The sequence below is a fragment of the Gordonia paraffinivorans genome (assembly GCF_900683595.1).
GTDB classification, from domain to species: Bacteria; Actinomycetota; Actinomycetes; order Mycobacteriales; family Mycobacteriaceae; genus Gordonia; species Gordonia paraffinivorans.
The window spans coordinates 1,534,950-1,561,516 of record NZ_CAACYD010000007.1 but is presented as its reverse complement, the minus strand read 5'-3'; the positions used below and the strand labels follow the sequence as shown (position 1 = coordinate 1,561,516).

Below are 26,567 nucleotides of genomic sequence, written 5' to 3'. Positions count from 1 at the left end.
CACCGCCCTCTCTTCTTCCGCGATGTGTTCGGCGAGCAACTCGTGGGTTCGCGCCAACGCCTCGGCGAGCTCGGCCGAGACCCGCCTGTCCCCCTCTCTCGCTCTGGCGAATGCGTCGACCCGGTTGCGCAGATCGCCGAGCAGCCCTTCGAGCTCGGCGTGGTCGTCCTGCAGTTCCCGGACATCGATGGCCGCCCCCGCCGAGGACTCGAGGATCGGCCACACCACGTCGTCTTCGACGGTGTGATGATGGTGGATCGAGTCGCACAGAAGGCCGAGATAGTCGGCGATCGTCCGGCGGCGGCGGGCACCACACGCCTCGCCCGCACCGATCCGGTGCACGATCTCGGTGAATCGGCGAGTATCGGCGAGCATGGCGCGATGGGCGACCTTCATGCCGGTGAGGTCCGGAGCGCGCTCGCCGGCGGATCGGCTGATGAGACGGCTTGTCACTGGCTTCTCCTCTGGTCGTGACCGCTTGATCGCCGTCATCGTGCCCCCGCGACTTACCGACCGCTTGCAGCTGCCTTACGGACCTGCCTGCCCGATCACGAACCGATGTGCCCGGATTCGGACGCGACACCATCACCGGGAAAGAAGAAAACCCGTGCGCGAACGGCACGGGTGAAGAAGATTCTCTGTGCCCCCGGCAGGATTCGAACCTGCGGCCTTCTGCTCCGGAGGCAGACGCTCTATCCCCTGAGCTACGGGGGCTCAACGGGCGGAACCAAGATTAGCGCACGCCCACCGTCACATCACAATCGGGCTGCTCACGACACGCCGAGCGGGCTCTGCACCCGCAGCGTCGAGCCGTTCTCACGCCGGACGACATGCAATTGCGACGGTATCCGGGCGCGCAGCTCGTCGACGTGGCTGACGACGCCGACCACGCGGCCACCCGAGCGGAGGTCGTCGAGCACGCCCATGACGAGGTCGAGCGCCTCCGGATCGAGAGTGCCGAAACCCTCGTCGATGAAGATCGTGTCCAGGACGCGTCCGCCCGATTCCGCCGACACCACGTCGGCGAGACCGAGGGCCAGCGCCAACGAGGCGAAGAAGGTCTCCCCGCCGGAGAGCGTCGAGGTGGGACGCACGGCGCCGGTGTACTCGTCGCGGACCTCGATCCCCAGCCCCCGGCGTCGCCCACGGACGGCCGCTGTGTCGGAGTGGACGAATTCGTAACGCCCCGAGGACATCTCACGCAACCGACCCGACGCGGCAACGAGCACCTCGTCGAGACGCGCGGCGAGCACGTAGGAGCGCAGCGACATCCGACGCGAGTTCTGCCCGCGTCCGCCGACGAGGTCGGCGAGACCCGAGAGTTCGGCGTGACGCTCTTGGATCGGCGCCAGGGCGTCGAGGACGTTCCAGAAGTCGGCGACATACCTATCGAGGTCGGTACGGCGTTGCACCGCCACAGAGTTGCGCTGCGCCGCCTCGTCACGACGTGAGCGGGCGGCGGCCAGATCCGCGGCCAGGCGCTCGACGTCGACAGCCGGCGCCTCGAGTGCCTCCCGGACCTCCGGGTCGGCGAGGGTCTCCTCGGAGGCCGCGCGCAATGTGGCCGCGTCCTCGAGCATCCGCTCCCAGGCCTGGATCTGCGCCGGCGGGACCAGCGCGGCCCGGACGTCCTCGACAGTGGCGAATCCGGCCTCGGCGCAGGCCGTCGCGAGCCGGTCGGCGACCTCGTCGAGGCGTCGGCGGGCCTGCTCGGCGTCGCGCCTGGCCTCCCGGAGCCGCCGGGCCCGCGCGCAGAGCTCGGCGAGCTCACGACGCCGCTCGTCGACGCCGATCCGGCCGCCGGTCGCCTCGGCCACCTCGGCGTCGAGCGCGGACAGCGACTCCCGCAGGCCGGACAGCCGTTCCCGGCGGGCCGACTGGGCGGAATCGAGATCGGCAAGCGCAGATCGCCGGCCGGCGATCTCGGCGTCGATGCGCTCGACCGCCTCCCTCAGGGTGGGCGTCCGCGCGGCGGCGCGTTCCGCGGCCGCGAGATCGGCGGTGAGCCGGTCCAGCTCGGCCTTCGTGGCCACACGGTCGGCGTCGCCGATGACGGCATCGAGATTCGCGCGGCGTTCCTTCAGCGCGATGACCTCGGACTCGGCGATCGACCGGATCGCACTCGCTGCCTGCTCGTCCGCGGCGGCCCGCTTCTCGTCGGCCTCGCCGACCTGCTCCTCGTCGCCGGCGGCGGGCGCCGGATGGTCAGGCGACCCGCACACGACGCAGGGCTCGCCATCGACGAGCCCGCGCGCGAGCTCGCTCGCCATCCCGGCGAGACGCCTTTCCCGGAGATCGAGCTGATGCTCCCTTGCTGCCGTGTGCTTTTCGCGTGCGTCGAGCAGATCTCGCTCGGCCTTCGCCAGCTGGTCGAGGACCTGGTCACGGTCGTCGAACGCCTGCAGGGTGCGGCGGGTGGCGTCGCGTTCGGCACGGAGCCTGGGCGCCTGGGCCCGGAGTTCCTCGGCCTCCCGGAGAGCGGTGACCGCCTCCTCGCGACGAGCGGGCGCCGCGTCGAGCAACTCCCGGATCCCGGCGGCCTCGCGCTCGGCTGCGGCGATCGCCTCCTCGAGCTCGTCGATGTCGGCGACCGTGCGCGGACGCTCCGCGACACGCCTGGCGAGCGGCTCCCACCTGCCGGATTCCTCGGCCCAACGGTCGACGGCGGCGACCAGAGTGGCGTCGTCGCAGTCGGATTCGCAGAGCGGTCGGCCTTCGGCGAGTTCGGCGAGCGCCTCACGAGCACGATCGACCGCGACCGTCTTCTCGGCGACCTCGGCGGTCAGCCGGTCGTGGTCGTCGGCGAGGTGGGCGATCGGCGCCGCGCGCCACGCGAGTCGTCGTGCGCGGTCGGCCTCGGCCAGGGTCTCGGCCCCTTCGTCGAGCTGTGCCAGGCGGTCTCGCGCCTGCGCCCCGCGGCGTCGCAGGTCCTCGGCCCGCAGCGCGTCGCGGTGGGCGGCCTCCGCCCGCTCGGCCGCGGCCTGCGCGGCCGTGAGCTCCGCCCCGGTGCGTTCAGCGGCCTCACGTGCGGCGTCGAGACAGCCCTGCGCCCACTCGAAGTCGGCCTCCGCGGGCGCCGGGACACCGCTGATGGCGACGATCTGTCCGGCGACCCGCTCCACGGCGGCGGCGTGTTCGGCGAGCCGGGTCGCGCTCTCCCGGGCCCGATCCCGCAGCCAATCCTCGATGTCGCCGAAGCGTTCGGTGTCGAACAGCTTCTCCAGCAACGCCTCCCGCTCGTCGGGATGGGCCCGGAGGAAGCGGGCGAAGTCGCCCTGCGGCAGCAACACGACCTGGAAGAACTGGTCGGCGCTCATGCCGAGGAGGCGGACCACCGCCTCGCCGACGTCGGGGATGCGAGTCAGGTCGGGCCCGGAGCCGTCGAGCCAGGCCAACGACGCGGTGGCGTTGATCTTCCGCATCCCCTCACCGCGCTTCTTCGGCCGTTCGTACTCGGGCGTGCGGGTGATGCGCAGTCGTCGGGAACCGATGGTCGCCTCGAGCTCGACCTCCGGGGCCTGATCGGGGGCGGCATGGTCTGAGCGCAGCCGGCGGGTGGTGTCGCGGGCGCCGGGAACCCGGCCGTACAGCGCGAAGGCGACCGCGTCGAGAACGGTGGTCTTGCCCGCACCGGTCTGGCCGTGCAACAGGAAGAGCCCGTCGGCGCCGAGCTCGTCGAAGTCGATGACGACCTCGTCGGCGAACGGCCCGAAGGCCCTGATCCGCAGGCGATGCAGTCTCATGCCGACTCCGCGACGATCGCGTCGAGGGCGAACAGCGCGAGCTCGCCCTCGGTCGCGTCGGCCTCCGGCTCGCCGACCACGTCGCGCAGTGCGCGCTCGATGATGGCCCGCTCCCCCTTGGTCGGTTCGTCGCGGACGTCTTCGATGAACGAGCGGATGATCTCCGCGTCGGTGCGCCCGCGAACGCGCGACCGGTAATCGATCCCCGAGCCGGCGTGCGGGCGATCCCACTGGACGTGGACGGCGTGCGGGAAACGCTCACGCAACCGCCGCATCGCGTCGAGCGGCCGGACGTCGTCGGTGAGGGCCGCCTCCACGTAGTGGTCCTCGGCGTCGGCGAAGCGGTCGTCGGTCAGCAACTCCTCGAGCGTGCCGCGCAGCGAACTCAACCCGCGCACGAGCGGCAGTTCACGCTTGCGGACCTCAGCCACGCCGTCGGCGTCGAGGTCGATGACCCAGACCGCCTTGCGGTGCGTGCGCTCGCCGAACGAGTACGGCAACAGCGAACCGCTGTATCGCACGGTGTCGGTGACCCGCTGCGGCGAGTGAAGGTGCCCCAGGGCGACATAGTCGGCGCCGGAGAACACTTCGGCGGCAACGGTTTCCACTCCCCCGACGCTGATCGAGCGTTCCGACCCCGACGCCGCGGCGCCGCTGACGAAGGCGTGTGCGACGACCACCGAGCGGGCGTCGCGACCGGCGAGGTCGGCGCGGACGCGGTCCATGGCGGCCTCGAGCACTGCGGTGTGCCCGCAGGCCTCGTCGATGCCGAGTTGCCGCCGGGCGGTGTCGGGTTCGAGGTAAGGGATGCCGTACACCGCGACCTCGCCGTGGGCGTCGGTCAGGATCACCGGGTCGGCGATGGAACCGATCGAGGTCCGCAGGTGGAGCCCACCGGCGGCGGCGAACGAGGAGCCCGCACCCAGGCGCGTGGCCGAGTCGTGGTTGCCCGACGTCACCACGATCTGCGCACCCGCGGCGGCGATCTGCGCCAGGCCCTCGTCATAGACCTGCACCGCGTCGGCGGACGGAACCGAGCGGTCGTAGACGTCGCCCGCGACGACCACGGCGTCGGCGGCCTCCTCGGCGACCAGGGTCGCCAGGTGGCTCAGTGCACGACGCTGGTCGTCGAGGAGGTCGACACCGTGAAACGTCCGGCCCAGGTGCCAGTCGGAGGTGTGGACTATCCGCATGGTGACAAACCATACGGCCGGGTCCCGACAGATCGTGGGACGCGCGCTCGGGCGCCGGCCGGCCCCCGCTGTGAGTCGCGCTACCCGGAGTGGGTCGCGCCGTCCGGGGCGACGTCGGCCGGAGCGGCGGGCGCCCCCGGCGGCATCTGGTGTGCCGGACGCACGAAGAACAACGTCGCGACCACACCGACGACCAGCGCGGCGGCGGGCAGGTACAGCGACTGCCCCATCGCCTCGGCGAAGCCCTCGCGGAGGAACTCCGGCAGCCGGGCGCCGCCTGTGCCGTCCTGTGCCGCCGCGGCGTCGACGCCCGGCAGCTCGGCGGCCAGTCGCGACTGCAGCAGCGCCCCGATCATCGCCGAGCCGAGGACGGATCCGATCACCCGCAACGTGTTGTAGACGCCCGCACCGGCGCCGGCCTGATGCCACGGCAGGTTGCGGGTCGCGGTGGCCGCCAGCGGCGCCCACACGCCGGCGGACGCGATGCCCATCAGGCACAACGGCGCGACGATCTGCCACACCGGGGTCTCCGGCCGGCAGATCACACCCAGCCAGCCGATCGAGACGGCCGACAGCGCCAGGCCGGTGGAGACGATCGCACGCGGATGCACGCGGTCGACCATGCGGCCGACGATCGGCGCCAGGATGCCGGTCAGTATCGCCATGGGCACCATGACGACCGCCGACTCCGTGGGCGACATCCCGCCCACCAGCTGCAGGAAGAAGGTGAGCGGGATCATCATCGCCGACATCGCGAATCCCATCGAGGCGATGCCGACGGTGGCGAGCGAGAAGTTGCGGTCGCGGAACAGCGACAGCGGGAGCAGCGGCTCGGTTCGGATGCGCGACTGCCACCAGACGAATGCGCCGCAGAAGGCCACGCCGGCGACGATGAGCACCCAGATCCACCCCGCCCAGTCGAAGCTCTCGCCCTCCTGGATGCCGAACACCAGCGCGGACAGGCCGACCGCCGACAGCACGACGCCGATCCAGTCGAACTGGTGGTCGTGGGTCTCGACCTGCGGGACGAGGACCGCGGCAAGCACCAGGCCGGCGATGCCCACCGGGAGGTTGATGAAGAAGATCCACTCCCAGCCGAGGGCGTCGGTCAGGACGCCGCCGAGCAGCGGGCCGACGAGGGTGGCGACACCGGCCACCGTGCCCCAGATGCCCATCGCCGCACCGCGCTTCTCCGGCGGGAAGATTCGCGTGATGAGCGACATCGTCTGCGGCGTGATCAGCGCGGCGCCGATGCCCTGCAGGGCGCGGGCGGCGATCAGTTCGCCGATCGACGACGACAGGCCGCACCACACGCTCGCGATGGTGAAGACGACGAGGCCGATCTGGTACATGCTCTTCGGCCCGAACTTGTCGCCGAGACGACCCGTTATGAGCAGCGGCACGGCATACGTCAGCAGGTAGGCGCTGGTCACCCACACCACCCCGTTGACGTCGGTGTCCAGGTCGGCCTGGATGCGCGGCTGGGCGACCGCGACGATCGTCATGTCGACGAGGATCATGAAGAAACCCACGCACAGCGCCATCAGCGCCGCCCATGGGCGCGTGGTCACCGGGGTGCCGCCGACTCCGGCGTCGGGAGTGGTCATCGGTTACTCGACCTTCTTGTCTCTGAGCGGGGCATGGACCCCGGGTGGGCTGTGGTTCCCGAGCGATCTGGCGTCACCGGGTGGTCTGTGTCTCGTCCGGGACCGCGGCGGTGCCGGCCGTTCCGGTCACCGGAGGGGTCGATCCGGTGCGATACGGCGAATCCGGGTCGTCGAGCCACTCGATGCGGTTGTCGCGGAGGCGGTCGACGAGGTCGTCGAGCCAGGCGAGCTGCGCGGTCAGCGTCGCCACGCGGCAGCCGAGGTCGAGCACGAACATCTCCGGCTTGCCCGACGCCCGCGCCTCGGCCGCCATCGCGGCGACGTCGTCGAGTTCGGCCCGCATCGCGGCGATGCGGCGTCCGAGGAGCTCGATCACCCGCTGCCGCGGGAGCCCGTGGGCCTCCGACAGCGCGAGGTAGAGCCCGGGGTATTCCTCGTCCGGGGTCTCGAGGATGCGCTCGAGGTTGTGGGTGAGCGCGGTCCGGCCCGCCTCGGTGATCGCGTAGACGGTGCGTTCGGGCCGGTTGCCCTCGCGCCGGACCTCGCACACCTCGATGAGTCCTAGCCCGGCGAGCCGGTCGACCGCGTGATAGAGCGTGCCCGCACGGAACTTGGCCAGGCGGTCCTCCTGGCGTGCGAGGGTCGTCTGCACCATCTCGTAGGGGTGCATCGGACGCTCGTCGAGCAGTCCGAGCACGAGGATCGCCACCGGTCCGAGCACGGGGCGCTCCGAACGTGCCACGACCGCCTCCTGATGCCTGTGGGTCCGATGCCGCCGATCCGGCGCGCTCCGCCGCGGTACGACGGTCGAAATCCGTGCGAACCCCGGTCTCCCGTGCCGAATATTCCAGCTGGAGTATGTGCGAGTGTCAAGGTCGCGGCGTCTGTCGCCGCGCATCATTACTGTGGAGCCCATGACCCCATCGCCGGACGAACCCACCCCTGCCGGCGCCGACGCGCAGGGAAGCTACGTGATGACCGGGCAGGAGTTCGTCCGGGACACGAAATACATCGAGACGCGCATCACCGCGGACGGTCGCGACGGATACCCGGTCGAGGCGGGCCGGTACCGGCTCGTCGCCGCCCGGGCCTGCCCCTGGGCGAACCGCACGCTGATCGTCCGGCGCCTGCTGGGGCTCGAGGACGCGATCTCCCTCGGACTCTGCGGACCGACCCACGACAAGAACTCGTGGACCTTCGACCTCGATCCCGGCGGCGTCGACCCGGTCCTGAAGATCCCCCGGCTCAAGGACGCCTACGAGAAGCGGTTCCCCGGGTACCCGAAGGGCATCACGGTGCCGGCCATCGTCGACACCACCACCGGAGAGGTCGTGACCAACGACTTCCCGCAGATCACCATCGACTTCTCGCTGGAATGGAAGGCGTTTCACCGCGAGGGCGCCCCGGATCTCTACCCCGAACCCTTGCGCGACGAGATCGACGAGGTGAGCCACGGGATCTACACCGAGGTGAACAACGGCGTCTATCGCTGCGGCTTCGCGGGCAGCCAGGAGGCCTACGAGTCGGCGTACGACCGACTGTTCGCCAAGCTCGACGAGCTGTCCGAGCGGCTCTCTGCGCAGCGCTACCTCGTCGGTGACACCATCACCGAGGCCGACATCCGCCTGTTCACCACCCTGGCCCGCTTCGACGCGGTCTACCACGGCCACTTCAAGTGCAACCGGAGCAAGCTGAGCGAGATGCCGGTGCTGTGGGCGTACGCGCGCGACCTCTTCCAGACCCCGGGTTTCGGCGACACCACCGACTTCACCCAGATCAAGCAGCACTACTACATCGTCCACACCGACATAAACCCGACGCAGATCGTGCCCAAGGGGCCCGACCTGCGCGGGTGGCTGACCCCGCATCACCGAGAGGAACTCGGGGGCCGTCCGTTCGGCGACGGCACCCCGCCCGGCCCGCCACGACCCGAGGAGGTCGTGCCCGAAGAGAACTGGGTACCGCGCTCATGACAGACACCACCCCCAAGGCCCCGGGCAAGGCCGTCGAGGTCACCGGAGGCCTCCTCGACCGCGCGCAGCGCCTGCAGGCCCCGGCGGTCAAGAAGTACGTGGACTCGTTGCGGCGCAAGTATCCCGACGAGACGCCCGCGCAGATCATCGAACGCCTCGAGAAGCGCTACCTGGCCGCGGTGACGGGTTCGGGAGGGGCGGTCGGCGCCGCGGCGGCGATCCCCGGCGTCGGGACCATGACGGCGTTCGGCGCGCTGACCGGCGACACCGCGTTATTCCTCGAGGCGTCGGCCCTGCTCGCGCTGTCGATCGCCGAGGTCCATGGCATCGCGCTGCACGAGACCGAGCGTCGCAAGGCCCTGGTGCTGACGGTGGCGCTCGGCGAGGAGGGCGTCCTCGCACTCGGCCGGGTGGTCGGCACCCGTGGCGGCCCGCTGCGCCGCCTCGGCGGTGTCGCACTGCCGTCGGGCGCGATGACCAGGCTCAACAAGACCCTGGTCAACAAACTCGTCCGCAAGTACGCGATCCGGCGCGCGCCGCTCATCGTCGGCAAGCTCATGCCCGCGGGGATCGGCGCCGTCATCGGCGGCGCCGGCAGCCGGGCGCTGGGCCGCAAGGTGATCCACAACGCGCGGGAGGCCTTCGGTCCTCCGCCGCCGTTCTGGGTGCTCGACGCCGAGGTCGTGGGCGACTCCGACGGGTTGCCGCCCGGCTCGCGGTGAGATCGGAGCCCACCACGCCCGACGCCGCAGCACCCGACACCACCGTCACCAGCTCGCCCGGTTGGATACGCAAACTGCTGGGCGAGGCCTGGCGGTATCGGCGTATCGCCGTGGTGACCCTGACCGTCACCATGCTCGGAGTGGCCGCCGACGTCGTCCTGCCGCTCCTGGCCAAGGGGGCCATGGACCGGGCGACCGGCGTCGTCGACGACGACCTCGCACTGTCGACCTTCGTCACGGCGCTGGTCGTGTTCGCCGTCGTCCGTTATGCGTGCCACCTCGGTCGGCGCCTCTTCGCGGGCCGACTCGCGGTCAACGTGCAGAACGCGTTGCGACTGCGCCTGCTCGACACCCTCCTGCACCTCGACGGCCGCAGCCAGCACCGCATACGCACCGGCCAGATCGTGTCCCGGTCCATCTCCGACATCCAGGTGGTCCAGGGCCTGCTCGCCATGGCCCCGCTGTCACTCGGCGCCGCGGTGCAGCTGGTGGTCGCGCTGGTGATCATGGCCTACCTGTCGCCGCTGCTGACCGTGGTCGCGCTGGTGATCGCCCCGCTCATCGCGCTCGAGGTGTTCCGCACCCGGCGCCGCCTGTTCGCCGCGACCTGGTCGGCCCAGCAGGCGGCCGCCGACGTCGCCCAGCACGTCGAGGAGACCGTCACCGGGGTCCGCGTCGTGAAGGGCTTCGGGCAGGAGGACCGCGCCGTCGACACCCTCGTCGGCCGCTGCCGCGCGCTGTTCTCCCGACGGATGCGCGCCGCACGCATCAACTCCCGGTTCACCCCGACCCTCGCCGCCATCCCGCAGCTGGGGATGGTCGGCGTCATCGTCCTCGGCGGGCACCTCACGATGACCGGGGCGATCACAGTCGGCACCTTCCTCGCCTTCACCACCTACGTCACGACGATGACCGGCATCGCACGCCTGCTCACCAATCTCATCGTCAACGCCCAACTCGCCCGCGCCGCGGTCGAGCGCGTCTACGACGTCATCGACCATCCCCGCGATCCCGGAGAGGAGGCCACCGGGACCCTGCCCGACGGCCCGCTCGGGGTGGAACTGGCCGACGTGTCGTTCGCCCATCACACCCACGACGCCGACGATCCCCCCGCCGTCCTGCGCGGAATCGACCTGCGGATCGAGCCGGGCGAGTGCGTGGCGATCGTCGGCCCGCCCGGGTCGGGCAAATCGACCATCGCCGACCTCGTCAGCAGGTTCGAGCGGCCCGACCGCGGCACGATCGCGATCGTCGGCCCCGACGCCGAGTACCCGATCGAGGATCTCTCCCCGCGCGCGCTGCACAGTGCACTCGCCGTCGTCTTCGACGAGCCCTTCCTCTTCTCCGACACCATCACCGCGAACATCGCGATGGGCGCCGGAGTGGACACCTCCGATCACTCCCCCGCCGAACGGGCGGCCCTCGACGAGCGGGTGGCCGCGGCGGCCGCGGCCGCAGACGCCGCCGAGTTCGTCGAGGCGCTCCCGCAGGGGTACGACACCGTGGTCGGGGAACGTGGCCTCACCCTCTCGGGCGGGCAGCGCCAGCGCATCGCGCTCGCGCGCGCACTCTTCGCCGATCCGCGCATCCTCGTCCTCGACGACGCGACGTCGGCCGTCGACGCATCGACCGAGTCCCGCATCCTCGGCCGTCTGCGCGAGGAGAGGCGCACGATGCTCGTGCTCGCCCACCGCCGCTCGACGCTGGTCCTCGCCGACCGCGTCGCGGTGCTCGACGAGGGCAGGATCGCGGCGGTGGGCACCGTCGCCGAACTCGAGGCGACGTCCCCTCGCTTCCGCGAGCTGATGTCGTCGGTCACCGTCGACCCGAACGCCGACGACGAGATCCCGACACCGCCGGAGCCCACTCCGAAGGACATCGAGAAACTCTGGCCCACAACGCATCTCGCGACTTCGGACGCGGCCGGTCCGGCCGGCTCCCCCGCCACGCCCCGCCCCGGGGCACGGGGCGGGGGCATGGGCAGCGCGCTGGGCTCCATGCCCGAGACCCCCGAGCTCCGGCAACAACTCGACCTGTTGCCGCCCGCCGACGAGCAACCCCGGGTCGACGTGGCCGAGGTCCGGCGCGAGAACCCCGTGTTCACACTCCGCGGCCTCCTGCGTCCGGTCTCCTGGCTGCTCGCCGCGGCGCTCGTGGCCGTGGGCGTCGACACCCTCGCGGGCCTGGCCTTCCCGAGCATCGCCCGCTCGGTCATCGACGCCGCCGGCCACGAGGACGCGTTCACGCTCTGGTGGGCGGCACTCGGCGGTCTCGCCCTCGTCGGCGTCGGCTGGATCGCCGCCGCCGCACTCACCATGACGTCCACGCGGGCGGGCGAACGGGTCCTGTTCGGACTGCGCATCCGCAGCTACGCCCACATCCAGCGACTCGGCCTCGACTACTACGAGCGCGAGTTGTCCGGTCGCATCATGACGCGCATGACGACCGACATCGACGCGCTGTCGTCATTTCTGCAGACCGGCCTGACCTCGGCGGTGGTCGCGGTCCTCACGCTCGTCGGGGTGATGGCGGCACTGCTGATCACCGGCCCGTCCCTCGGCCTGCTGGTACTGCCGGTCTTCCCGTTCCTCATCGCTGCGACGGTCGCGTTCCGCCGGGTGGCGAGCCGCGCGTACACGCGCGCCCGCGAACTGATCAGCTCGGTCAACGCCGACTTCCAGGAGAACATCGCCGGCATCAAGACCACCCAGTCCTACCTCCGCACCGACGCGGCGCAACGACGCTTCGCGCAGCGGTCGGCGGAGTGGGTGGCCGCCCGCATGGTCTCCCAGCGCGCGATCGCCACCTACTTCCCGCTCATCACGCTGATGTCGGATCTCGCCACCGCCGTCGCGCTCGGCGTCGGCGCCGGCCTGGTGGCCGACGGCTCGCTCTCGGCCGGGACGCTGGTCGCCTTCGTCCTCTACCTGACGATGCTCTTCGGCCCGGTCCAGCAGCTGTCGCAGGTCTTCGACGGTTACCAGCAGGCGTCTGTCGGCCTGCGCCGGATCGGCGACCTGCTCCGGACCCGCAGTTCGTTGCGGACCGATCCGGACGGTGTTCCCGCACCCGCCGGCGGTTTCGCCGGGAAGGTCGACTTCGAGGGTGTCGGATTCCGTTACGAGGGCACCCGGGCCGATGCCCTGAGTGACGTCGATCTACACATCCCGGCGGGCACGTCGCTCGCGCTGGTCGGACGCACCGGCGCCGGCAAGTCGACGATCGTGAAGCTGCTGGCCCGCTTCTACGATCCGACGTCGGGGCGGATTCTCGTCGACGGCACCGACATCGGCGGCATCGTGCTCTCCGACTACCGCCGCCGGCTAGGACTTGTGCCGCAGGAACCGCACCTGTTCACCGGGACGGTGGCCGACAACATCGCCTACGGACGCCCCGACGCGGACCGCGCGACCATCGCCCGGGCCGCCGCCGCGGTCGGCGCGCTGCCGATGATCGCCGCTCTCCCCGGCGGGATGAACCACCCCGTCGGCGAACGCGGCCGCGGCCTCAGCTCCGGACAACGGCAACTGATCGCCCTGGCGCGGGCCGAACTCGTCGACCCCGACATCCTGCTGCTCGACGAGGCGACCGCGACCCTCGACCAGGCGACCGAGGCGAAGGTGCTGGCGGCCGGCCGCGCGATGACCCGGCGGCGGACGTCGGTGATCGTGGCCCACCGTCTGGCCACGGCGGCGCGCGCGGATACCATCGCCGTGGTCGATCGAGGCCGAATCGTCGAACGCGGAACACATGAGCAGTTGCTCGCGTTGGACACGTTGTACCGCGGTTTCTGGGAAGCCGGCGTCAACCCCGACGAAGCCCCCGACGTCGAACTCCCGAACCCGGTACCGCAGCCCGGTGCGGAGGCGTCCACCACCCCGGATCACGGTCCGGACAACAGCACGAGACAACTGGTGGACACCGACCCGCACGCGGGCTTTTGACAGGACGCGCAACGGCGCGCGTCGCCCCTCCACGTACCGAACCCTCTGCGCCGAATCACCCAGATCACGAACTGACTCCGTAGTAGCAGGTCGGTGGGTGTGACGCAGTAGACGACGCGTAGCATCGGCAGTTGGTTCACCGATAGTCTCCACAAGAGACGACAGCGTGGCGAAGAACCCGGCACCTTCAGGGAATTGAGGCGAGATACCGCTGTGAGCAGCAGTTCGACTTCTGACTTCGGACAGAACACCTGGCTGGTCGAGGAAATGTACCAGCAATTCAAGGAAGACCCGAGCTCGGTGGACCCCAGTTGGCACGAGCTCCTCGAGAACTATCAACCCGGCGGCGACTCCGCCTCCAACGGCAAGGCCCCCAGCGCGAAGGCCGCCCCCGCCTCCGCGAACGGGACCCCCGCCCCGAAGGCGGCCCGCCCCGCCCAGGCACCCCAGAGCAAGCAGGTCACTCTCGACCAGACCCCGACGCGGACCGCCTCGCCCCGCAAGCCCGCTCCGGCCAAGGAGTCGACCGCGACGAAGGCCGCGTCCGGCCACAGCATCGCCAGTCGCGACGGCTCGGCTCGATCCGCCTCGAAGCCCGCACCCAAGGCCGATGCGAAGGCCGCGGCCAAGGACGCCCAGGAGCCCGCGGAGACCAACAAGGCCCTCCGCGGCCCGGCCGCCACCATCGCCAAGAACATGGCGATCTCGCTGGAGATCCCCACGGCGACCAGTGTTCGCGCGGTGCCTGCGAAGGCGATGATCGACAACCGCATCGTCCTCAACAACCACCTCGCCCGCACCCGGGGCGGGAAGGTCAGCTTCACCCACATCCTGGGTTACGCGATCGTCCAGGCCATCAAGGCCTTCCCCAACATGAACCGGCACTACGCCGAGATCGACGGCAAGCCCCACGTCGTCACCCCCGCCCACACCAACCTCGGTCTGGCCATCGACCTGGTCGGCAAGGACGGCAACCGCACTCTCGTCGTCGCGGCGATCAAGAAATGCGAGCAGATGGGCTTCGCCGAGTTCTACAACGCCTACCAGGACATCGTCCGGCGGGCGCGTGACGGCAAGCTGACCGCCGACGACTTCACCGGCGTCACCATCTCGCTGACCAACCCCGGCACCATCGGCACCGTGCACTCCGTGCCGCGCCTGATGAAGGGCCAGGGCGCCATCATCGGCGCCGGCGCGATGGAGTACCCGGCCGAGTTCCAGGGCGCCAGCGAGGAGCAGATCGCCGAGCTCGGCGTCGGCAAGCTGATGACCCTGACCTCGACCTACGATCACCGGATCATCCAGGGCGCGGAGTCGGGCGACTTCCTGCGCACCATCCACGAGCTGCTGATCGACGACGCCTTCTACGACGAGATCTTCACGGCGTTCCACGTCCCGTACGAGCCGGTCCGCTGGCGCCGGGACATCCCCGCCGGACTCGTCGACAAGAGCACCCGCGTGCTCGAGCTGATCGCGGCCTACCGCAGCCGCGGCCATCTCATGGCCGACATCGATCCGCTGATGATGAACAGCGACGCCCGCAGCGCGCATCCGGACCTGGACATCGCGACCTACGGCCTGACCCTCTGGGATCTCGATCGCACCTTCAAGGTCGGCGGCTTCCACGGCCAGGAGAAGATGAAGCTGCGCGACGTGCTCGTCGCGATCCTGCGCGACGCGTACTGCCGCCACATCGGCGTCGAGTACACCCACATCCTCGAACCGGAGCAGCAGAAGTGGCTCCAGGAGCGCGTCGAGGTCAAGCACGTCAAGCCGCCGGTGGCCGAGCAGAAGTACATCCTGAGCAAGCTCAACGCCGCCGAGGCCTTCGAGACGTTCCTGCAGACCAAGTACGTCGGCCAGAAGCGCTTCTCGCTCGAGGGCGCCGAGTCGGTGATCCCGATGATGGACGCCGTCATCGACCAGAGCGCCGAGCACGGCCTCAACGAGGTCGTCATCGGCATGCCGCACCGCGGGCGCCTGAACGTGCTCGCCAACATCGTCGGCAAGCCGTACTCGAAGATCTTCACCGAGTTCGAGGGCAACCTGAACCCGTCGCAGGCACACGGCTCCGGTGACGTGAAGTACCACCTCGGTGCCGAGGGCAAGTACTACCAGATGTTCGGCGACAACGAGATCAACGTCTCGTTGACCGCCAACCCGAGCCACCTCGAGGCGGTCGACCCGGTTCTCGAGGGCCTCGTCCGCGCCAAGCAGGACCTGCTCGGCGACGACGACGAGGGCTTCCCCGTGCTGCCGCTGATGCTGCACGGCGACGCCGCGTTCGCCGGTCAGGGCGTGGTCGCCGAGACCCTGAACATGGCGATGCTGCCCGGCTACCGCACCGGCGGCACCGTGCACATCGTGGTCAACAACCAGGTCGGCTTCACCACCGCGCCCGAGCACTCCCGCTCGACCGAGTACTGCACCGACGTCGCGAAGATGATCGGCGCGCCGATCTTCCACGTCAACGGCGACGATCCCGAGGCGTGCGTCTGGGTCGCCAAGCTCGCCGTCGACTACCGCCAGAAGTTCCACAAGGACGTCGTCATCGACCTCGTGTGCTTCCGCCGCCGCGGCCACAACGAGGGCGACGACCCGTCGATGACGCAGCCGGCGATGTACGAGGTCATCGACACCAAGCGCGGTGTCCGCAAGAGCTACACCGAGGCCCTGATCGGTCGCGGTGACATCTCGACCAAGGAGGCCGAGGACGCCCTGCGCGACTACCAGGGCCAACTGGAGCGGGTCTTCAACGAGGTCAAGGAGCTCGAGAAGTACCGTCCCGAGCCCTCGCCGTCGGTCGAGGCCGATCAGACCCTCCCGACCAAGCTCGTCACCGCGGTCGGCAAGGACGTCCTGGAGACCATCGGCAACGCCTTCGTCGACGTGCCCGAGGGCTTCACGCCGCACCCGCGCGTCAAGCCGGTCCTCGAGCGTCGCGCCGAGGCGGCCCGCAACGGCAACATCGACTGGGCCTTCGCCGAGCTCCTCGCCTTCGGCTCGCTGGTCCTCGAGGGACGCACCGTCCGCCTGTCCGGACAGGACTCGCGACGCGGCACGTTCACCCAGCGTCACTCGGTGCTCATCGACCGGCAGAACGGGTCCGAGTACACCCCGCTCAACCACCTGAAGCCCCTCGACGGCAGCGACGACCTCGGCCGCTTCATGGTCTACGACTCCCCGCTGTCGGAGTTCGCGGTCGTGGGCTTCGAGTACGGCTACTCCGTGGGCAACCCGGATGCGCTCGTCCTGTGGGAGGCGCAGTTCGGCGACTTCGTCAACGGCGCGCAGTCGATCATCGACGAGTTCATCTCGTCCGGTGAGGCCAAGTGGGGCCAGCTGTCCGACGTCGTGCTGCTGCTGCCGCACGGCCACGAGGGCCAGGGTCCCGACCACACCTCCGGCCGCATCGAGCGCTTCCTGCAGCTGTGCGCCGAGGGTTCGATGACCGTCGCCCTGCCGTCGACGCCGGCCAACTACTTCCACCTGTTGCGCCGCCACGTCCTCGACGGCATCCGCCGCCCGCTCATCGTCTTCACCCCGAAGTCGATGCTGCGCAACAAGGCCGCGGTCAGCGCGGTCGAGGAGTTCACCGAGGGCAAGTTCCGCTCGGTGATCGACGACCCGCGCTTCGCCAAGGAAGGCGCCGACCGCAGCAAGGTCAAGCGCGTGCTGCTGGTCAGCGGCAAGCTCTTCTACGAGCTCGCCGCCCGCCGCGACAAGGACGGCCGCGAGGACATCGCGATCGTCCGCATCGAGCAGCTCTACCCGGTCCCGCACCGCCGCCTGCGCAAGACGCTGGAGCAGTACGGCAACGCCTCGGAGTTCCGCTGGGTCCAGGAGGAGCCGGCGAACCAGGGTCCGTGGCCGTTCCTCGGCCTGTGGCTGCCGGAGGTCCTGCCGGACATCCTCGGCGGTCTGCGCCGTGTGTCGCGCCGCGCGATGTCGGCTCCGTCGTCGGGCTCGAGCAAGGTGCACGCGGTCGAGCAGCAGGAGATCCTCGACGAGGCATTCGCCGAGTAGTCTCCGCGAGACATGAGAGAGGCCCTGCCGGATCATCCGGCAGGGCCTCTCTTCTTCGTCGTGCACCCGGTGCCGGGTGGGGCTCCGCGTCTACACCGCAGAGGCCGAGGCGCCGACCGCGGCAGTCGCGAGAGCCGGCAGCGCTCCGGTGATCAGGGCGAGCAGTTCCTCGCGGCTCACGGTCGGCTCGGTCAGCCAGCGGATCGCCGTCTCCTCCACGAACGCGATCCACCCGTGCACGCTCAACACGACCGCGGGACTCACCTCGACGCCGAAGCCCGGGGCGTGGTCGAGGACCCGCTGCACCATCACCTCGCGGGTGCGGTCGAAGACGTCGCGCATCGCGGGGTCGGAACTCGACGCACCCCGGATCAACGCCGTGTAGGCGGTCCGGTTCTCGCTCACGAAGTCGACGAACGCCTCCATCGAGGCGGTCAGGATCGCGATGGGGTCCCCGAGCGAGTCGTCTGGCTCGGTGCAGGCCAGCAGCCGGTCGGCCTGGGCCTGGGCGATGGCGACGTGGTAGTCCTGCTTGGACGCGAAATAGTGGAACAACAGCGCCCTCGACACCCCGGCCGCGTCGGCGATGGCGTCGATGGTGATCTCTTCGAGAGGGCGCTCCTTGACCATCTCCAGACCGAACTCGAGGAGCTGATCGCGCCTGGCCTCCGGGCTCATTCGGGTGCGCTTGGAAGGACTCTTGTTCTCCCTCACCGGGGCCTCGGACGTTCCTCTACTGGTCACCGGCCCAGATTACCTCTATTGAGTCTTGTTCAATAGCTATTGACACGTGTTCAGTATCACCCCTATGGTGTCACCATGACAACGAACGATGTAGAGATCGCCATCATCGGCGCCGGCTTCTCGGGGCTGGGTGCCGCCATCCGCCTCAAGCAGAACGGGTTCGACGACTACGTCCTCCTCGACCGCGGTCACGACTTCGGCGGCACGTGGCGCGACAACACCTACCCCGGCGCGGCCTGCGACGTGCCCTCCCAGCTGTACTCCTACTCGTTCGCGAAGAACCCGACCTGGTCGCGGTCGTACTCGCACCAGCCCGAGATCCACGCCTACATCAACGACGTCGCGGAGCAGCACGGCATCCCGGCCAAGGCGCAGTTCGGCACCGAGGTCACCCACGCGGAGTGGAACGAGGCGCAGGGTCGCTGGATCATCGACACCGAGCGCGACGGCGTGAAGGGCCAGGTCCGCGCCAACATCCTCGTCGGCGGCGTCGGCCCCCTCTGCGAGCCGAACCTCCCCGACATCGAGGGCATCGACTCCTTCGAGGGCAAGATCGTCCACTCGGCCCGCTGGGACAACGACTTCGACTACTCCGGCAAGCGCGTCGCGGTGATCGGCACCGGCGCGTCGGCGATCCAGATCGTGCCCGAGCTGGCCAAGATCACCTCGCGTCTCGACGTCTACCAGCGCACCGCCCCGTGGATCGTGCCCCGCACCGAGCGTCCGTACACCAAGCTCGAGCACTGGGCCTACAAGAACATCCCGGGCTACCAGTCCGCCGTCCGCGGAACCATCTATGCGGCCAACGAGGCGACCGCCTTCGGCCTCACCTACTCCCCCGCCGCGCTCAAGCCGGTCGAGTTGCTGTGCCGCGCCAACATCCTGCTCGGCGTCGGCCGCGACGCCGAGCTGCGTCGCAAGGTGACACCCACGTTCCAGGTCGGCTGCAAGCGCATCCTGCGCTCGAACGACTGGTATCCGGCCCTCGCCCGGCCCAACGTCGACCTGGTCACCGACGGCATCGAGCGGATCACGCCGACCGGCGTCGTCGCCAAGGACGGCACCACCCGCGAGGTCGACGTCATCGTCGTCGCCACCGGCTTCCACGTCACCGACTCCCCGGTGTTCGAGAAGATCGTCGGCTCGGGCCGGCGCAGCCTCGCCGACGTGTGGAGCGAGATCGGCATGCAGGGCTACAAGGGCTCGTTCGTCCACGGCTTCCCGAACATGATGCTGATGGTCGGGCCGTCGACGGGCCTGGGGCACACGTCGATGGTCTACATGATCGAATCCCAGCTCAACTACCTCGTCGACTACCTGAAGACCGTTCGGGCGCAGGGCATCACCCGCACCGAGGTGAAGCTGTCGGCCCAGCAGGAGTTCAACTCCGATATCCAGCACAAGCTGCGCAACAGCGTGTGGGTCAACGGTGGCTGCGCCTCCTGGTACAAGGACGCCAACGGCAACATCACCACGCTGTGGCCCGGATTCACCTTCGCCTTCCGCAATGCGACCCGCCACTTCGACATCGCTGCCTACGATGTGGTCCGCGGAGCGCGCCGCCTGCCCGCCCCGGACATCGACGGCACGACGACGAGCGATCAACCCGCGACCGTCACCGCCTGACCGGCACACCGACTCTCTCGATCGAGGAGAAACTCATGAAGGACTTCCGCGGCAAGGTCGTGGTCATCACCGGCGCTGGCTCGGGCATGGGCCGCGACATCGCAGTCAAACTGGCGAAAGAGGGTGCGCGCCTGGCGATCTCCGACGTCACCCCGGACGGGCTCGCCGAGACCGAGCGCCTGGTGAAGGCAGCCGGCGCCGAGGTGCACTCCCAACTGCTCAACGTCGCCGAGCGCGAGGCCGTGCTGACCTACGCCGACACGGTCAAGGACCACTTCGGCGTGGTCAACGTCGTCTTCAACAACGCCGGCATCGCGCATCACGGCGAGGTCGAGAAGATGGAGTTCAAGGACATCGAGCGGGTGATGGACGTCGACTACTGGGGCGTCGTCAACGGCACCAAGGCGTTCCTGCCCCATCTGATCGCCTCGGGCGACGGCCACATCGTCAACACGTCGTCGTTGTTCGGCCTGTTGTCCGAACCCGGTCAGGCCGCATACAACTCGGCGAAGTTCGCCGTCCGCGGCTTCACCGAGGCGCTGCGCCAGGAGATGATCATCGCCAAGCACCCGGTCAAGGTGACCTGCGTGCATCCCGGCGGCATCAAGACCGCGATCGCCCGCAACGCCACCGTGTCGGGTGACCACGACCAGAAGGCCACCGCCGCCTTCTTCGACAAGTACCTCGCGCGCATGTCGAGCGAGGATGCGGCCGACGTGATCATCAACGGCGTCAAGAAGAACAAGGCGCGCGTCCTGGTCGGCGCCGACGCGGTCGTCCTCGACCTCGCGGTCCGTCTCGTCGCGTCCAAGTACCAATGGGTGGCGGCGAAGGCGACCAGCTGGGCGCTGTCGAAGGCCAAGTGACGGGCGCGATCTGAGCTCACACGTCGGCGGGTCGGTCGGGGACCCGCCGACGTGTGTTTCTCTCTGTCCGTTCCGTCTAGAGGCCGTGCTCGGCCAGCCATTCCTGCGCGACCTCGCGCGGATCGCCGCCGGTCTGGACCTCACCTGCCATCGTGGCCAGGTCGGCGGTGGTGATCTCGCCGGCCACCTTGTTCATCGTCTTGACCTGGTCCCGGTTCAGCGCCGCCGTCCGGAACACCGGCACCAGCATCTCCGCTCGCGGTCCGGACACCGCCGCGTCGCGAGGCTTCTCGGCGGACCCGCCGGCGCGCGGCTCGTCGGCGTTCTCCCCCTCTCCCGCCGGGGTGCGAAGCGCCTGCACGTCCGACGACGCGCCCTCGGCGTCCTCACCGGCGATGTCGAGCGGCGCCAGCAACCCGATCGCGTCGCCCTGCGAGGCGCGCACCAGGACCTCCTCGGTGGTCGGGACCGTCTCCACCGGGCCCAGGCGGCAGCCGGCGTCGGCGAACGCCTTCAGCGTCGACGGCTCCGGGTCGGAGGTGACGACGACGGGCAGTCCGGGCGGCAGCAGAGCGCAATCGTCGAGGCCGGACACACCGAGGGTCCCGGCCAGTGTGGTCGAGACGAAGAGCTGCGGGGCATCCGACACCGGCGTCTCGTCGCCCACGGAGACCCCCTGTGGCAACGACCGGTTCAGGTCGACGTACACCTCCTCGGCACCGACCGCGGTCGATGACGGCGCGAGCAGCGACAGCAGTTCGCCGGTGAAGGCCGGGAAGAGATCGATCTCGGCACGGTCCATCTCCTCGAGAAGCGTCGCATCGTCGCCGAGGGGATGGTCGTCGGAGACCACCGACCCGACGTTGCGCAGTGCGCCCGTGTAGATCTCGGCCATCACGCGCATCGCCGGCTGGTCGGCGGAGCCGATCACCAGCGCGCGGGGCGCGCCCGCGTCGTCGCCGCATCCGGTCAGCCCGAGGACGAGCATCGCGACCAGTCCGGTCACCACCGCGAGACGTTTGCCGACGTGACTCTTTCGCACCCTGCCACCGTATCGGTTGCGCGGGCCCGCCCGTGTGCCGGAGCGTCCCCGGTCGGTCACGCCCCCTGGGCGATGAAGCCCATGATCGAGTCGGCGACGAGCTGGACCGCGATCGCCGCGAGCAGCAGACCCGCGATCTTGGCGAGCAGCGTGATGCCCCCGACCCCGAGGACCCGGATCAAGAAGGTCGAGTAGCGCAGGACGAGCATCACCACGATGTGGACGCTGACGATCGCCGCCGCGATCGCCAGATAGCCCGCCGCCTCGCCGTTCACACTGCTGACCTGGACGATGACGGCCGCGATGGCACCGGGACCGGCGAGAAGCGGGGTGCCCAGCGGCACCAGGGCCACGTTGACGTCCTCCGACGCCTTCGGGTTGCCGGCATTGCCCAGGCCGGTGAGCAACTGCAGCGCCACCAGCAGCAACAACAGGCCGCCGGCGCCCTGCAGCGCCGGGATGCCGATGTGCAGGTAGTTCAGGATCGCCTTGCCGCCGATGGCGAAGACGCTGATCACCAGCAGACTCACCATGGGCGCCTGCCACGCGGCGCGGCGCCGGTACTCCGGCGAGCGCTGCCCCACCAGACTCAGGAACAGCGGGATCTGACCGGGCGGGTCCATGATGACGATCAACGTGATCAGCGTCGTCGTGTACACGGTGACGTCGAATGGCACGGACGCGATGCTACTTGCCGTCGTCCTCGCACCGGCGGGGTTGCGGTCTCGACGCGCCCGGCTGTGCTGCCCGCGCGGGTAGCATCGGCAATCGTGGCGTCGATCCCGAGGTCAGGTCCCCGTGGCCTCTCATCGCGCCGGGCCCCGAGCCCGTCGCCCCCGCAGCCCCCGGCCTCGACCGGGGCCGTCGTCGACTGTGCCGTCTACGTCAACGGCCACCGTCAGCCGGGTGAGGTCGGCTATCGCGAGGCCCTGCAGCGGGTCCGCGAATCCGGCGAGGGTTTCGTGTGGGTCGGGCTGCACGCCCCCGACGACGCGCAGATGGCCGATGTGGGACGCACTTTCGGGCTCCACGAGCTCGTCGTCGAGGACGCCGTCCACGCCCATCAGCGCCCGAAGCTCGAGGTCTACGACGACACCCAGTTCCTGGTGCTGCGCACGGTCCAGTACGTCGAGCACGAGTCGATGGCCAAGGCGAGCGAGGTCGTGGAGACCGGCGAGATCATGGTCTTCGCCGGTCCCGACTTCGTGCTCACCGTGCGCCACGGCGAGCACACCGAGTTGTCCGGGATGCGTCGCCGCCTCGAGGCTCGGCCCGAACGCCTCGCACTCGGCCCCACCGCGGTCCTGCACGCCGTCGCCGACAAGGTCGTCGACACCTACCTCGCGGTCACCGAACGCATGGACGTCGACGTCGCGGCCATCGAGGAATCGGTGTTCAGCAGGCAGAACCGATGGCTCGACATCGACCCCGTCTATCTCCTGCGCCGCGAGGTCCTCGAGCTGCGGCGCGCGGTGACACCGCTCGCCGAGCCGCTCCGCATTCTCACCGTCAACGGAAATCCCTTGGTGCCCAAGGAGGTCCGGCGGCACCTACGCGACGTGTCCGATCACCTCACCACCGTGATCGACCGCGTCCTGGAGTACGACGACCTGCTGAACTCGCTGCTCCAGGCCGGGGCGGCCAAGGTCGGCATCCAGCAGACCACCGACATGCGCAAGATCTCCGCGTGGGTCGCGATCGCGGCGGTGCCGACGATGATCGCGGGCATCTACGGGATGAACTTCGAGTACATGCCCGAACTGAACCAGCCCTGGGGTTATCCCCTCGTCCTGGGACTGTTGGTCGCGGTCTGCGCGGTGCTGTTCGTGGTGTTCCGGCGCAGCCACTGGCTGTGAGGGCCGAGGGCGGCCCGGGCCTCGTCAGATGCGCAGACATCGTCGAGGCGGTTCCGAGCCGATCCCCGCAAGCAGCGCTGGTCGCCCGCGGGCACGGGATCGAACGCAGCGTGATTGACGACGGCCGGTGCCGGGTAGCCGACCGACCATGAGTTCCACCGAGATCGACGAGACCGTCGCCGAGCTGCTCGACCGCGCGGGCCGCACCTACGCCGACGAGGCCGGGATCACGCTGAAGAACACCCCGTCTCCCCTGTTCGAATTGCTGGTCCTGTCGTTGTTGCTGTCCACCCGGATCTCGGCCGGCATCGCGGTGGCGGCGGCCCGGGAATTCTTCTCGTCCGGGTACCGCACGCCGCAGACGATGGCGGACGCGTCCTGGCAGGACCTCGTCGACGCACTTGGCCGGGCGCACTACAAGCGCTACGACGAGAGCACCGCGACCCGTCTCGGCGAAGCCGCGCGGAAGGTCCTCGACGACTACCACGCCGACCTGCGGGAGCTCGCCGAACGAGGCGACCACGACCCCGAGCAGGTGGCCGATCTCCTCCAGGAGTTCACCGGCATCGGACCGGTCGGTGCGGACATCTTCCTGCGCGAGGTGCAGTCGGTCTGGACCTGGGCCGCCCCTCGGTTCGACGAGCGGGCACTGCAGGGAGCCGAAGAACTCGGCCTGCCCACCGACCCCGACCAGCTCGCCGCTCTCGCCGGCGGGAGACCCGAACTCCTCGCCGCGGCGCTGGTGCGGGCCTCGCTCGACGACGATCTCGTCGCCGACCTCCGATCGCGCTGACCGGCGTCGCTCTCCGGCCTACGCTGGAAGCACGCCGATCCGCCCGTACGCGCCTACCCGCGCGGCGAGGAGCGACGCGGCCCAGGTGGGGTTTGACCTGCGCCCGTTCGGGTAATCGGAGACGGTTCTGCGACCCGGTCCCCCGGGTCTGGGCGGACCGACCGGGAGGAGTGCTGGTGACAGCGAGTTCGATCATTTCCGACACGACGTCCGAGGTCTTTCGCGTGCCCGTCCTGCCCCGCGCGCGTGGTCCGCTGTCGAAGGCCGTGATCGACCTTCTCCGCAGCGACCCCGAATCCTCGACGGAGGCACCTGGTCTGGGCACCCACGTGATCGACGCCGATCCCAACGGTGAGGACCTGCAGCTGGCGCTCTACCTCTGTTACGAGATGCACTACGTCGGATTCGCCGACGTCGACGTGGCCTGGGAATGGAATCCTGCGCTCCTGTCGCTACGCGCCGCCCTCGAGAGCCGCTTCCGCCACGCCCTGCACCGCGACGTCCCGGCGTCCGACGAGAACGTCGACGACGTCATGGACGACCTGTGCATCGAGGACATCGACGGCGACGGCGCGTCGTATCACCTGCGCGACAACGGGACGTGGGATCAGTACCGGCAGATGTTCGCGCTGCGCTCGCTGTACCACCTGAAGGAGGCCGATCCGCACGCCTGGGCGATCCCGCGGCTGCGCGGACACGCGAAGGCCGCCTATGTCGCAGTCGAATTCGACGAGTACGGCAGTGGTCGGGGCAAGGCCGTCCACCAGGAGCTGTTCGCCGACCTGCTCCGCGCGTCCGACCTGTCGGCCGACTACCTGGGCTACCTCGACACCGTGCCGGGTGTGGCACTGACACCGGTGAACCTGATGTCGCTGTTCGGTCTCCACCGCCGATACCGGGGCGCGGCCGTGGGCCATCTCGCGGCCACCGAGATCACCTCGCCGCCCGGGTCGCAGCGCCTGCTGGCCGGCCTGGAGCGACTCGACGCCCCGGAGGCCTGCCGGCACTTCTACCGCGAGCACGTCGAGGCCGACGCGGTGCACGAGCAGATCCTGCGCACCGACGTCGTCGGCGATCTCGTCCGCTCCGATCCGAGCGCCGAGGCCGACGTGGTCTTCGGCATCCGCGCCTTCCTCTTCGTCGAGGACGCGCTCGGCGCCCACATGATGGATGCGTGGGAGCGCGGCGAGAGCGCGTTCCCCGGGATCTGAGCGCCGGCGACCTGACATACAACGGCTTCGACCCCGACTCGATGAGTCGGGACCGAAGCCGTTGATGTGGTCGGGTCAGGAAGTCTGCCGCCGCCTGCGCTTGCGGTGGCTGGTGTCGCACAGCGGGTAGTTCTTGCTGCGCCCGCAGGCACAGACCGCGACCATGAACCGGTCGGACTGCACGCGGCAGCCGTCGGGTAGTTCGATGTCCACCGGCCCCTCGACGAGCACCGGACCGCCGCGGACGACACGCACCCTCCTGCGCTCGGCGCCCGGCTGCGGGTTCTCGTCCACGGTCGTGCTCCTCACGGTCGACATGTCGGCGACGACGTCCTCGACGGTCATGACGTCTGCTGTTCGGTGTGATCGGTCGCCGGCGTGCGCGCAGCCTCTCCGGTCGCAGCGTCTCCAGGGGCCACGGCGACGATCGCGACGATCCGCTCGACGCGGCATCCCGGTTCGAGCAGTCCGCGCTCCTCCAGCCATCGGGCGCGGGCGGTCATCACCGGGCCGAACGGGATAACCCGCTCGTCGACGATCTCGGCGTGCAGCCCGCCTGCGCGCAGTGCGCGCACCGACTCCTCCTCGTCGGCGAACTCCGAGTGGACGAGCACGAACGCACCGCCGGGGACGAGCAGGTCCGGCACGCGGGCGCACAGTGGGTCGAGCACGGCCCGGCCGTCGATTCCCGCATCCCAGGCATGGGAGGGCCCGTTCAGGTGGTACTCCGGATCGGACACGTCGGGTGTCGGAACATAGGGCGGATTGCAGGTGACCACGTCGTAACGTCCGACGTGACGTCGCAGGTCCCCGAGCCGGACGTCCACGGACACGCCCGCGCGTTCGGCTCCGGCGCGCGCGTACGTCACCGCGTCCGCGGAGGCGTCGACCGCGGTGACCCGTGCCGCGCCGAGACGGGCTGCGGCGATCGCCACCGCGCCGCTACCGGTGCACAGATCGAGGACCGACGCCCCGGTCACGCCGCGCTCGCGCAAGGCGTCGACGAGCAGTTCGGTGTCCTGCTGTGGCAGGTAGACCTTGGCCGCCAGCGGATCGGTCGGGGCCTTGGGCCGGGTCAGTGCAAGTGGGTACACAGAGGTCACCGTCATCGGACCACCGCCGTGCATGCATCGTCTCGCCGTGTCATCTCGTCCGCCTTCCGACCGCGCCGTCACCGGAGAAGGCACTTCGCCTCTGGCTGTCGATACCCCAGCCGTGCCC

18 protein-coding genes, 1 tRNA gene and 1 pseudogene are annotated in these 26,567 nt (G+C 69.8%); 9 read left to right on the top strand and 11 right to left on the bottom strand.

From position 1 onward, the window contains the following. Positions 1–3 precede the first annotated feature (3 nt). From E1P53_RS20895 to E1P53_RS20110, 6 genes and pseudogenes are all read right to left on the bottom strand, one after another. Positions 4–396 (bottom strand): annotated as a pseudogene (locus tag E1P53_RS20895) (hemerythrin domain-containing protein); the annotation flags it as partial. 245 nt (positions 397–641) lie between these two features. Further along, positions 642–714, bottom strand: a tRNA-Arg gene (locus tag E1P53_RS20130). 56 nt (positions 715–770) lie between these two features. Next, the gene (locus E1P53_RS20125; RefSeq protein ID WP_131735305.1) at positions 771–3,743 is read right to left on the bottom strand and encodes an AAA family ATPase; all 2,973 of its coding nucleotides are present in this window, start codon (positions 3,741–3,743) and stop codon (positions 771–773) included. After that, positions 3,740–4,936, bottom strand: a complete 1,197-nt coding sequence (locus E1P53_RS20120; RefSeq protein WP_131735304.1) for an exonuclease SbcCD subunit D — start codon at positions 4,934–4,936, stop codon at positions 3,740–3,742. Before E1P53_RS20120 ends, E1P53_RS20125 begins: the two co-directional genes overlap by 4 nt. A gap of 80 nt (positions 4,937–5,016) precedes the next feature. Further along, positions 5,017–6,543, bottom strand: coding sequence for a DHA2 family efflux MFS transporter permease subunit (locus E1P53_RS20115; RefSeq protein WP_131735303.1), 1,527 nt, complete (start codon positions 6,541–6,543; stop codon positions 5,017–5,019). A gap of 73 nt (positions 6,544–6,616) precedes the next feature. After that, positions 6,617–7,285 carry a PadR family transcriptional regulator gene (locus E1P53_RS20110; RefSeq protein WP_131735302.1) on the bottom strand — a complete coding sequence of 223 codons (669 nt, stop codon included), beginning with the start codon at positions 7,283–7,285 and terminating at the stop codon, positions 6,617–6,619. Positions 7,286–7,457: 172 nt separating this feature from the next. Between E1P53_RS20110 and E1P53_RS20105 the strand changes: the two genes are divergently transcribed. The 4 genes from E1P53_RS20105 to E1P53_RS20090 all read left to right on the top strand — a co-directional run bounded on the left by E1P53_RS20105 (position 7,458) and on the right by E1P53_RS20090 (position 17,208). Further along, positions 7,458–8,516 (top strand): glutathione S-transferase family protein, encoded by a 1,059-nt coding sequence (locus E1P53_RS20105; RefSeq protein WP_131735301.1) that lies wholly within the window; start codon positions 7,458–7,460, stop codon positions 8,514–8,516. Next, complete coding sequence (locus E1P53_RS20100; protein WP_131735300.1) at positions 8,513–9,238, top strand: hypothetical protein; 726 nt, start codon at positions 8,513–8,515, stop codon at positions 9,236–9,238. Before E1P53_RS20105 ends, E1P53_RS20100 begins: the two co-directional genes overlap by 4 nt. Beyond that, complete coding sequence (locus E1P53_RS20095) at positions 9,235–13,182, top strand: ABC transporter ATP-binding protein (protein WP_131735299.1); 3,948 nt, start codon at positions 9,235–9,237, stop codon at positions 13,180–13,182. Before E1P53_RS20100 ends, E1P53_RS20095 begins: the two co-directional genes overlap by 4 nt. A gap of 213 nt (positions 13,183–13,395) precedes the next feature. Next, positions 13,396–17,208, top strand: coding sequence for a multifunctional oxoglutarate decarboxylase/oxoglutarate dehydrogenase thiamine pyrophosphate-binding subunit/dihydrolipoyllysine-residue succinyltransferase subunit (locus E1P53_RS20090; protein ID WP_131735298.1), 3,813 nt, complete (start codon positions 13,396–13,398; stop codon positions 17,206–17,208). A 90-nt stretch (positions 17,209–17,298) separates the two neighbouring features. Here the strand turns inward: E1P53_RS20090 and E1P53_RS20085 are convergent, their stop codons facing one another. Further along, positions 17,299–17,952 carry a TetR/AcrR family transcriptional regulator gene (locus E1P53_RS20085; protein WP_006901290.1) on the bottom strand — a complete coding sequence of 218 codons (654 nt, stop codon included), beginning with the start codon at positions 17,950–17,952 and terminating at the stop codon, positions 17,299–17,301. Positions 17,953–18,027: 75 nt separating this feature from the next. Between E1P53_RS20085 and E1P53_RS20080 the strand changes: the two genes are divergently transcribed. Both E1P53_RS20080 and E1P53_RS20075 read left to right on the top strand, forming a co-directional pair. Beyond that, a complete protein-coding gene (locus tag E1P53_RS20080) occupies positions 18,028–19,578 on the top strand; it encodes a flavin-containing monooxygenase (RefSeq protein WP_109238883.1) in 1,551 nt (516 codons plus the stop codon). A 35-nt stretch (positions 19,579–19,613) separates the two neighbouring features. Beyond that, positions 19,614–20,444, top strand: a complete 831-nt coding sequence (locus E1P53_RS20075; RefSeq protein ID WP_006901288.1) for an SDR family NAD(P)-dependent oxidoreductase — start codon at positions 19,614–19,616, stop codon at positions 20,442–20,444. Positions 20,445–20,520: 76 nt separating this feature from the next. Here E1P53_RS20075 and E1P53_RS20070 read toward each other — a convergent pair whose 3' ends face one another. Then, a complete protein-coding gene (locus tag E1P53_RS20070; RefSeq protein WP_131735297.1) occupies positions 20,521–21,486 on the bottom strand; it encodes a glycine betaine ABC transporter substrate-binding protein in 966 nt (321 codons plus the stop codon). Between the two features lie 56 nt (positions 21,487–21,542). Then, positions 21,543–22,163 carry a MarC family protein gene (locus E1P53_RS20065; RefSeq protein WP_006901286.1) on the bottom strand — a complete coding sequence of 207 codons (621 nt, stop codon included), beginning with the start codon at positions 22,161–22,163 and terminating at the stop codon, positions 21,543–21,545. 93 nt (positions 22,164–22,256) lie between these two features. Between E1P53_RS20065 and E1P53_RS20060 the strand changes: the two genes are divergently transcribed. The 3 genes from E1P53_RS20060 (at position 22,257) to E1P53_RS20050 (ending at position 25,346) form a co-directional block, all read left to right on the top strand. Beyond that, a complete protein-coding gene (locus E1P53_RS20060) occupies positions 22,257–23,342 on the top strand; it encodes a magnesium and cobalt transport protein CorA (protein ID WP_131735296.1) in 1,086 nt (361 codons plus the stop codon). Between the two features lie 148 nt (positions 23,343–23,490). Beyond that, the gene (locus tag E1P53_RS20055; protein WP_131735295.1) at positions 23,491–24,135 is read left to right on the top strand and encodes an HhH-GDP family DNA glycosylase; all 645 of its coding nucleotides are present in this window, start codon (positions 23,491–23,493) and stop codon (positions 24,133–24,135) included. Positions 24,136–24,311: 176 nt separating this feature from the next. Beyond that, positions 24,312–25,346 carry an iron-containing redox enzyme family protein gene (locus E1P53_RS20050; protein ID WP_371831012.1) on the top strand — a complete coding sequence of 345 codons (1,035 nt, stop codon included), beginning with the start codon at positions 24,312–24,314 and terminating at the stop codon, positions 25,344–25,346. A gap of 75 nt (positions 25,347–25,421) precedes the next feature. Here the strand turns inward: E1P53_RS20050 and E1P53_RS20045 are convergent, their stop codons facing one another. Then, positions 25,422–25,664 (bottom strand): CDGSH iron-sulfur domain-containing protein, encoded by a 243-nt coding sequence (locus E1P53_RS20045; RefSeq protein ID WP_051997234.1) that lies wholly within the window; start codon positions 25,662–25,664, stop codon positions 25,422–25,424. Between the two features lie 23 nt (positions 25,665–25,687). Next, positions 25,688–26,455 carry a HemK2/MTQ2 family protein methyltransferase gene (locus E1P53_RS20040; protein ID WP_006901281.1) on the bottom strand — a complete coding sequence of 256 codons (768 nt, stop codon included), beginning with the start codon at positions 26,453–26,455 and terminating at the stop codon, positions 25,688–25,690. Between the last annotated feature and the right edge of the window lie 112 nt (positions 26,456–26,567).

Excerpts from the sequence above, each read along its gene's own strand:
- E1P53_RS20080 (WP_109238883.1), top strand. The coding sequence starts at position 18,028 with ATGACAACGAACGATGTAGAGATCGCCATCATCGGCGCCGGCTTCTCG.
- E1P53_RS20105 (WP_131735301.1), top strand. The coding sequence starts at position 7,458 with ATGACCCCATCGCCGGACGAACCCACCCCTGCCGGCGCCGACGCGCAG.
- E1P53_RS20045 (WP_051997234.1), bottom strand. The coding sequence starts at position 25,664 with ATGTCGACCGTGAGGAGCACGACCGTGGACGAGAACCCGCAGCCGGGC.
- E1P53_RS20040 (WP_006901281.1), bottom strand. The coding sequence starts at position 26,455 with ATGACGGTGACCTCTGTGTACCCACTTGCACTGACCCGGCCCAAGGCC.
- E1P53_RS20125 (WP_131735305.1), bottom strand. The coding sequence starts at position 3,743 with ATGAGACTGCATCGCCTGCGGATCAGGGCCTTCGGGCCGTTCGCCGAC.
- E1P53_RS20100 (WP_131735300.1), top strand. The coding sequence starts at position 8,513 with ATGACAGACACCACCCCCAAGGCCCCGGGCAAGGCCGTCGAGGTCACC.
- E1P53_RS20120 (WP_131735304.1), bottom strand. The coding sequence starts at position 4,936 with ATGCGGATAGTCCACACCTCCGACTGGCACCTGGGCCGGACGTTTCAC.
- E1P53_RS20055 (WP_131735295.1), top strand. The coding sequence starts at position 23,491 with ATGAGTTCCACCGAGATCGACGAGACCGTCGCCGAGCTGCTCGACCGC.
- E1P53_RS20075 (WP_006901288.1), top strand. The coding sequence starts at position 19,614 with ATGAAGGACTTCCGCGGCAAGGTCGTGGTCATCACCGGCGCTGGCTCG.
- E1P53_RS20115 (WP_131735303.1), bottom strand. The coding sequence starts at position 6,543 with ATGACCACTCCCGACGCCGGAGTCGGCGGCACCCCGGTGACCACGCGC.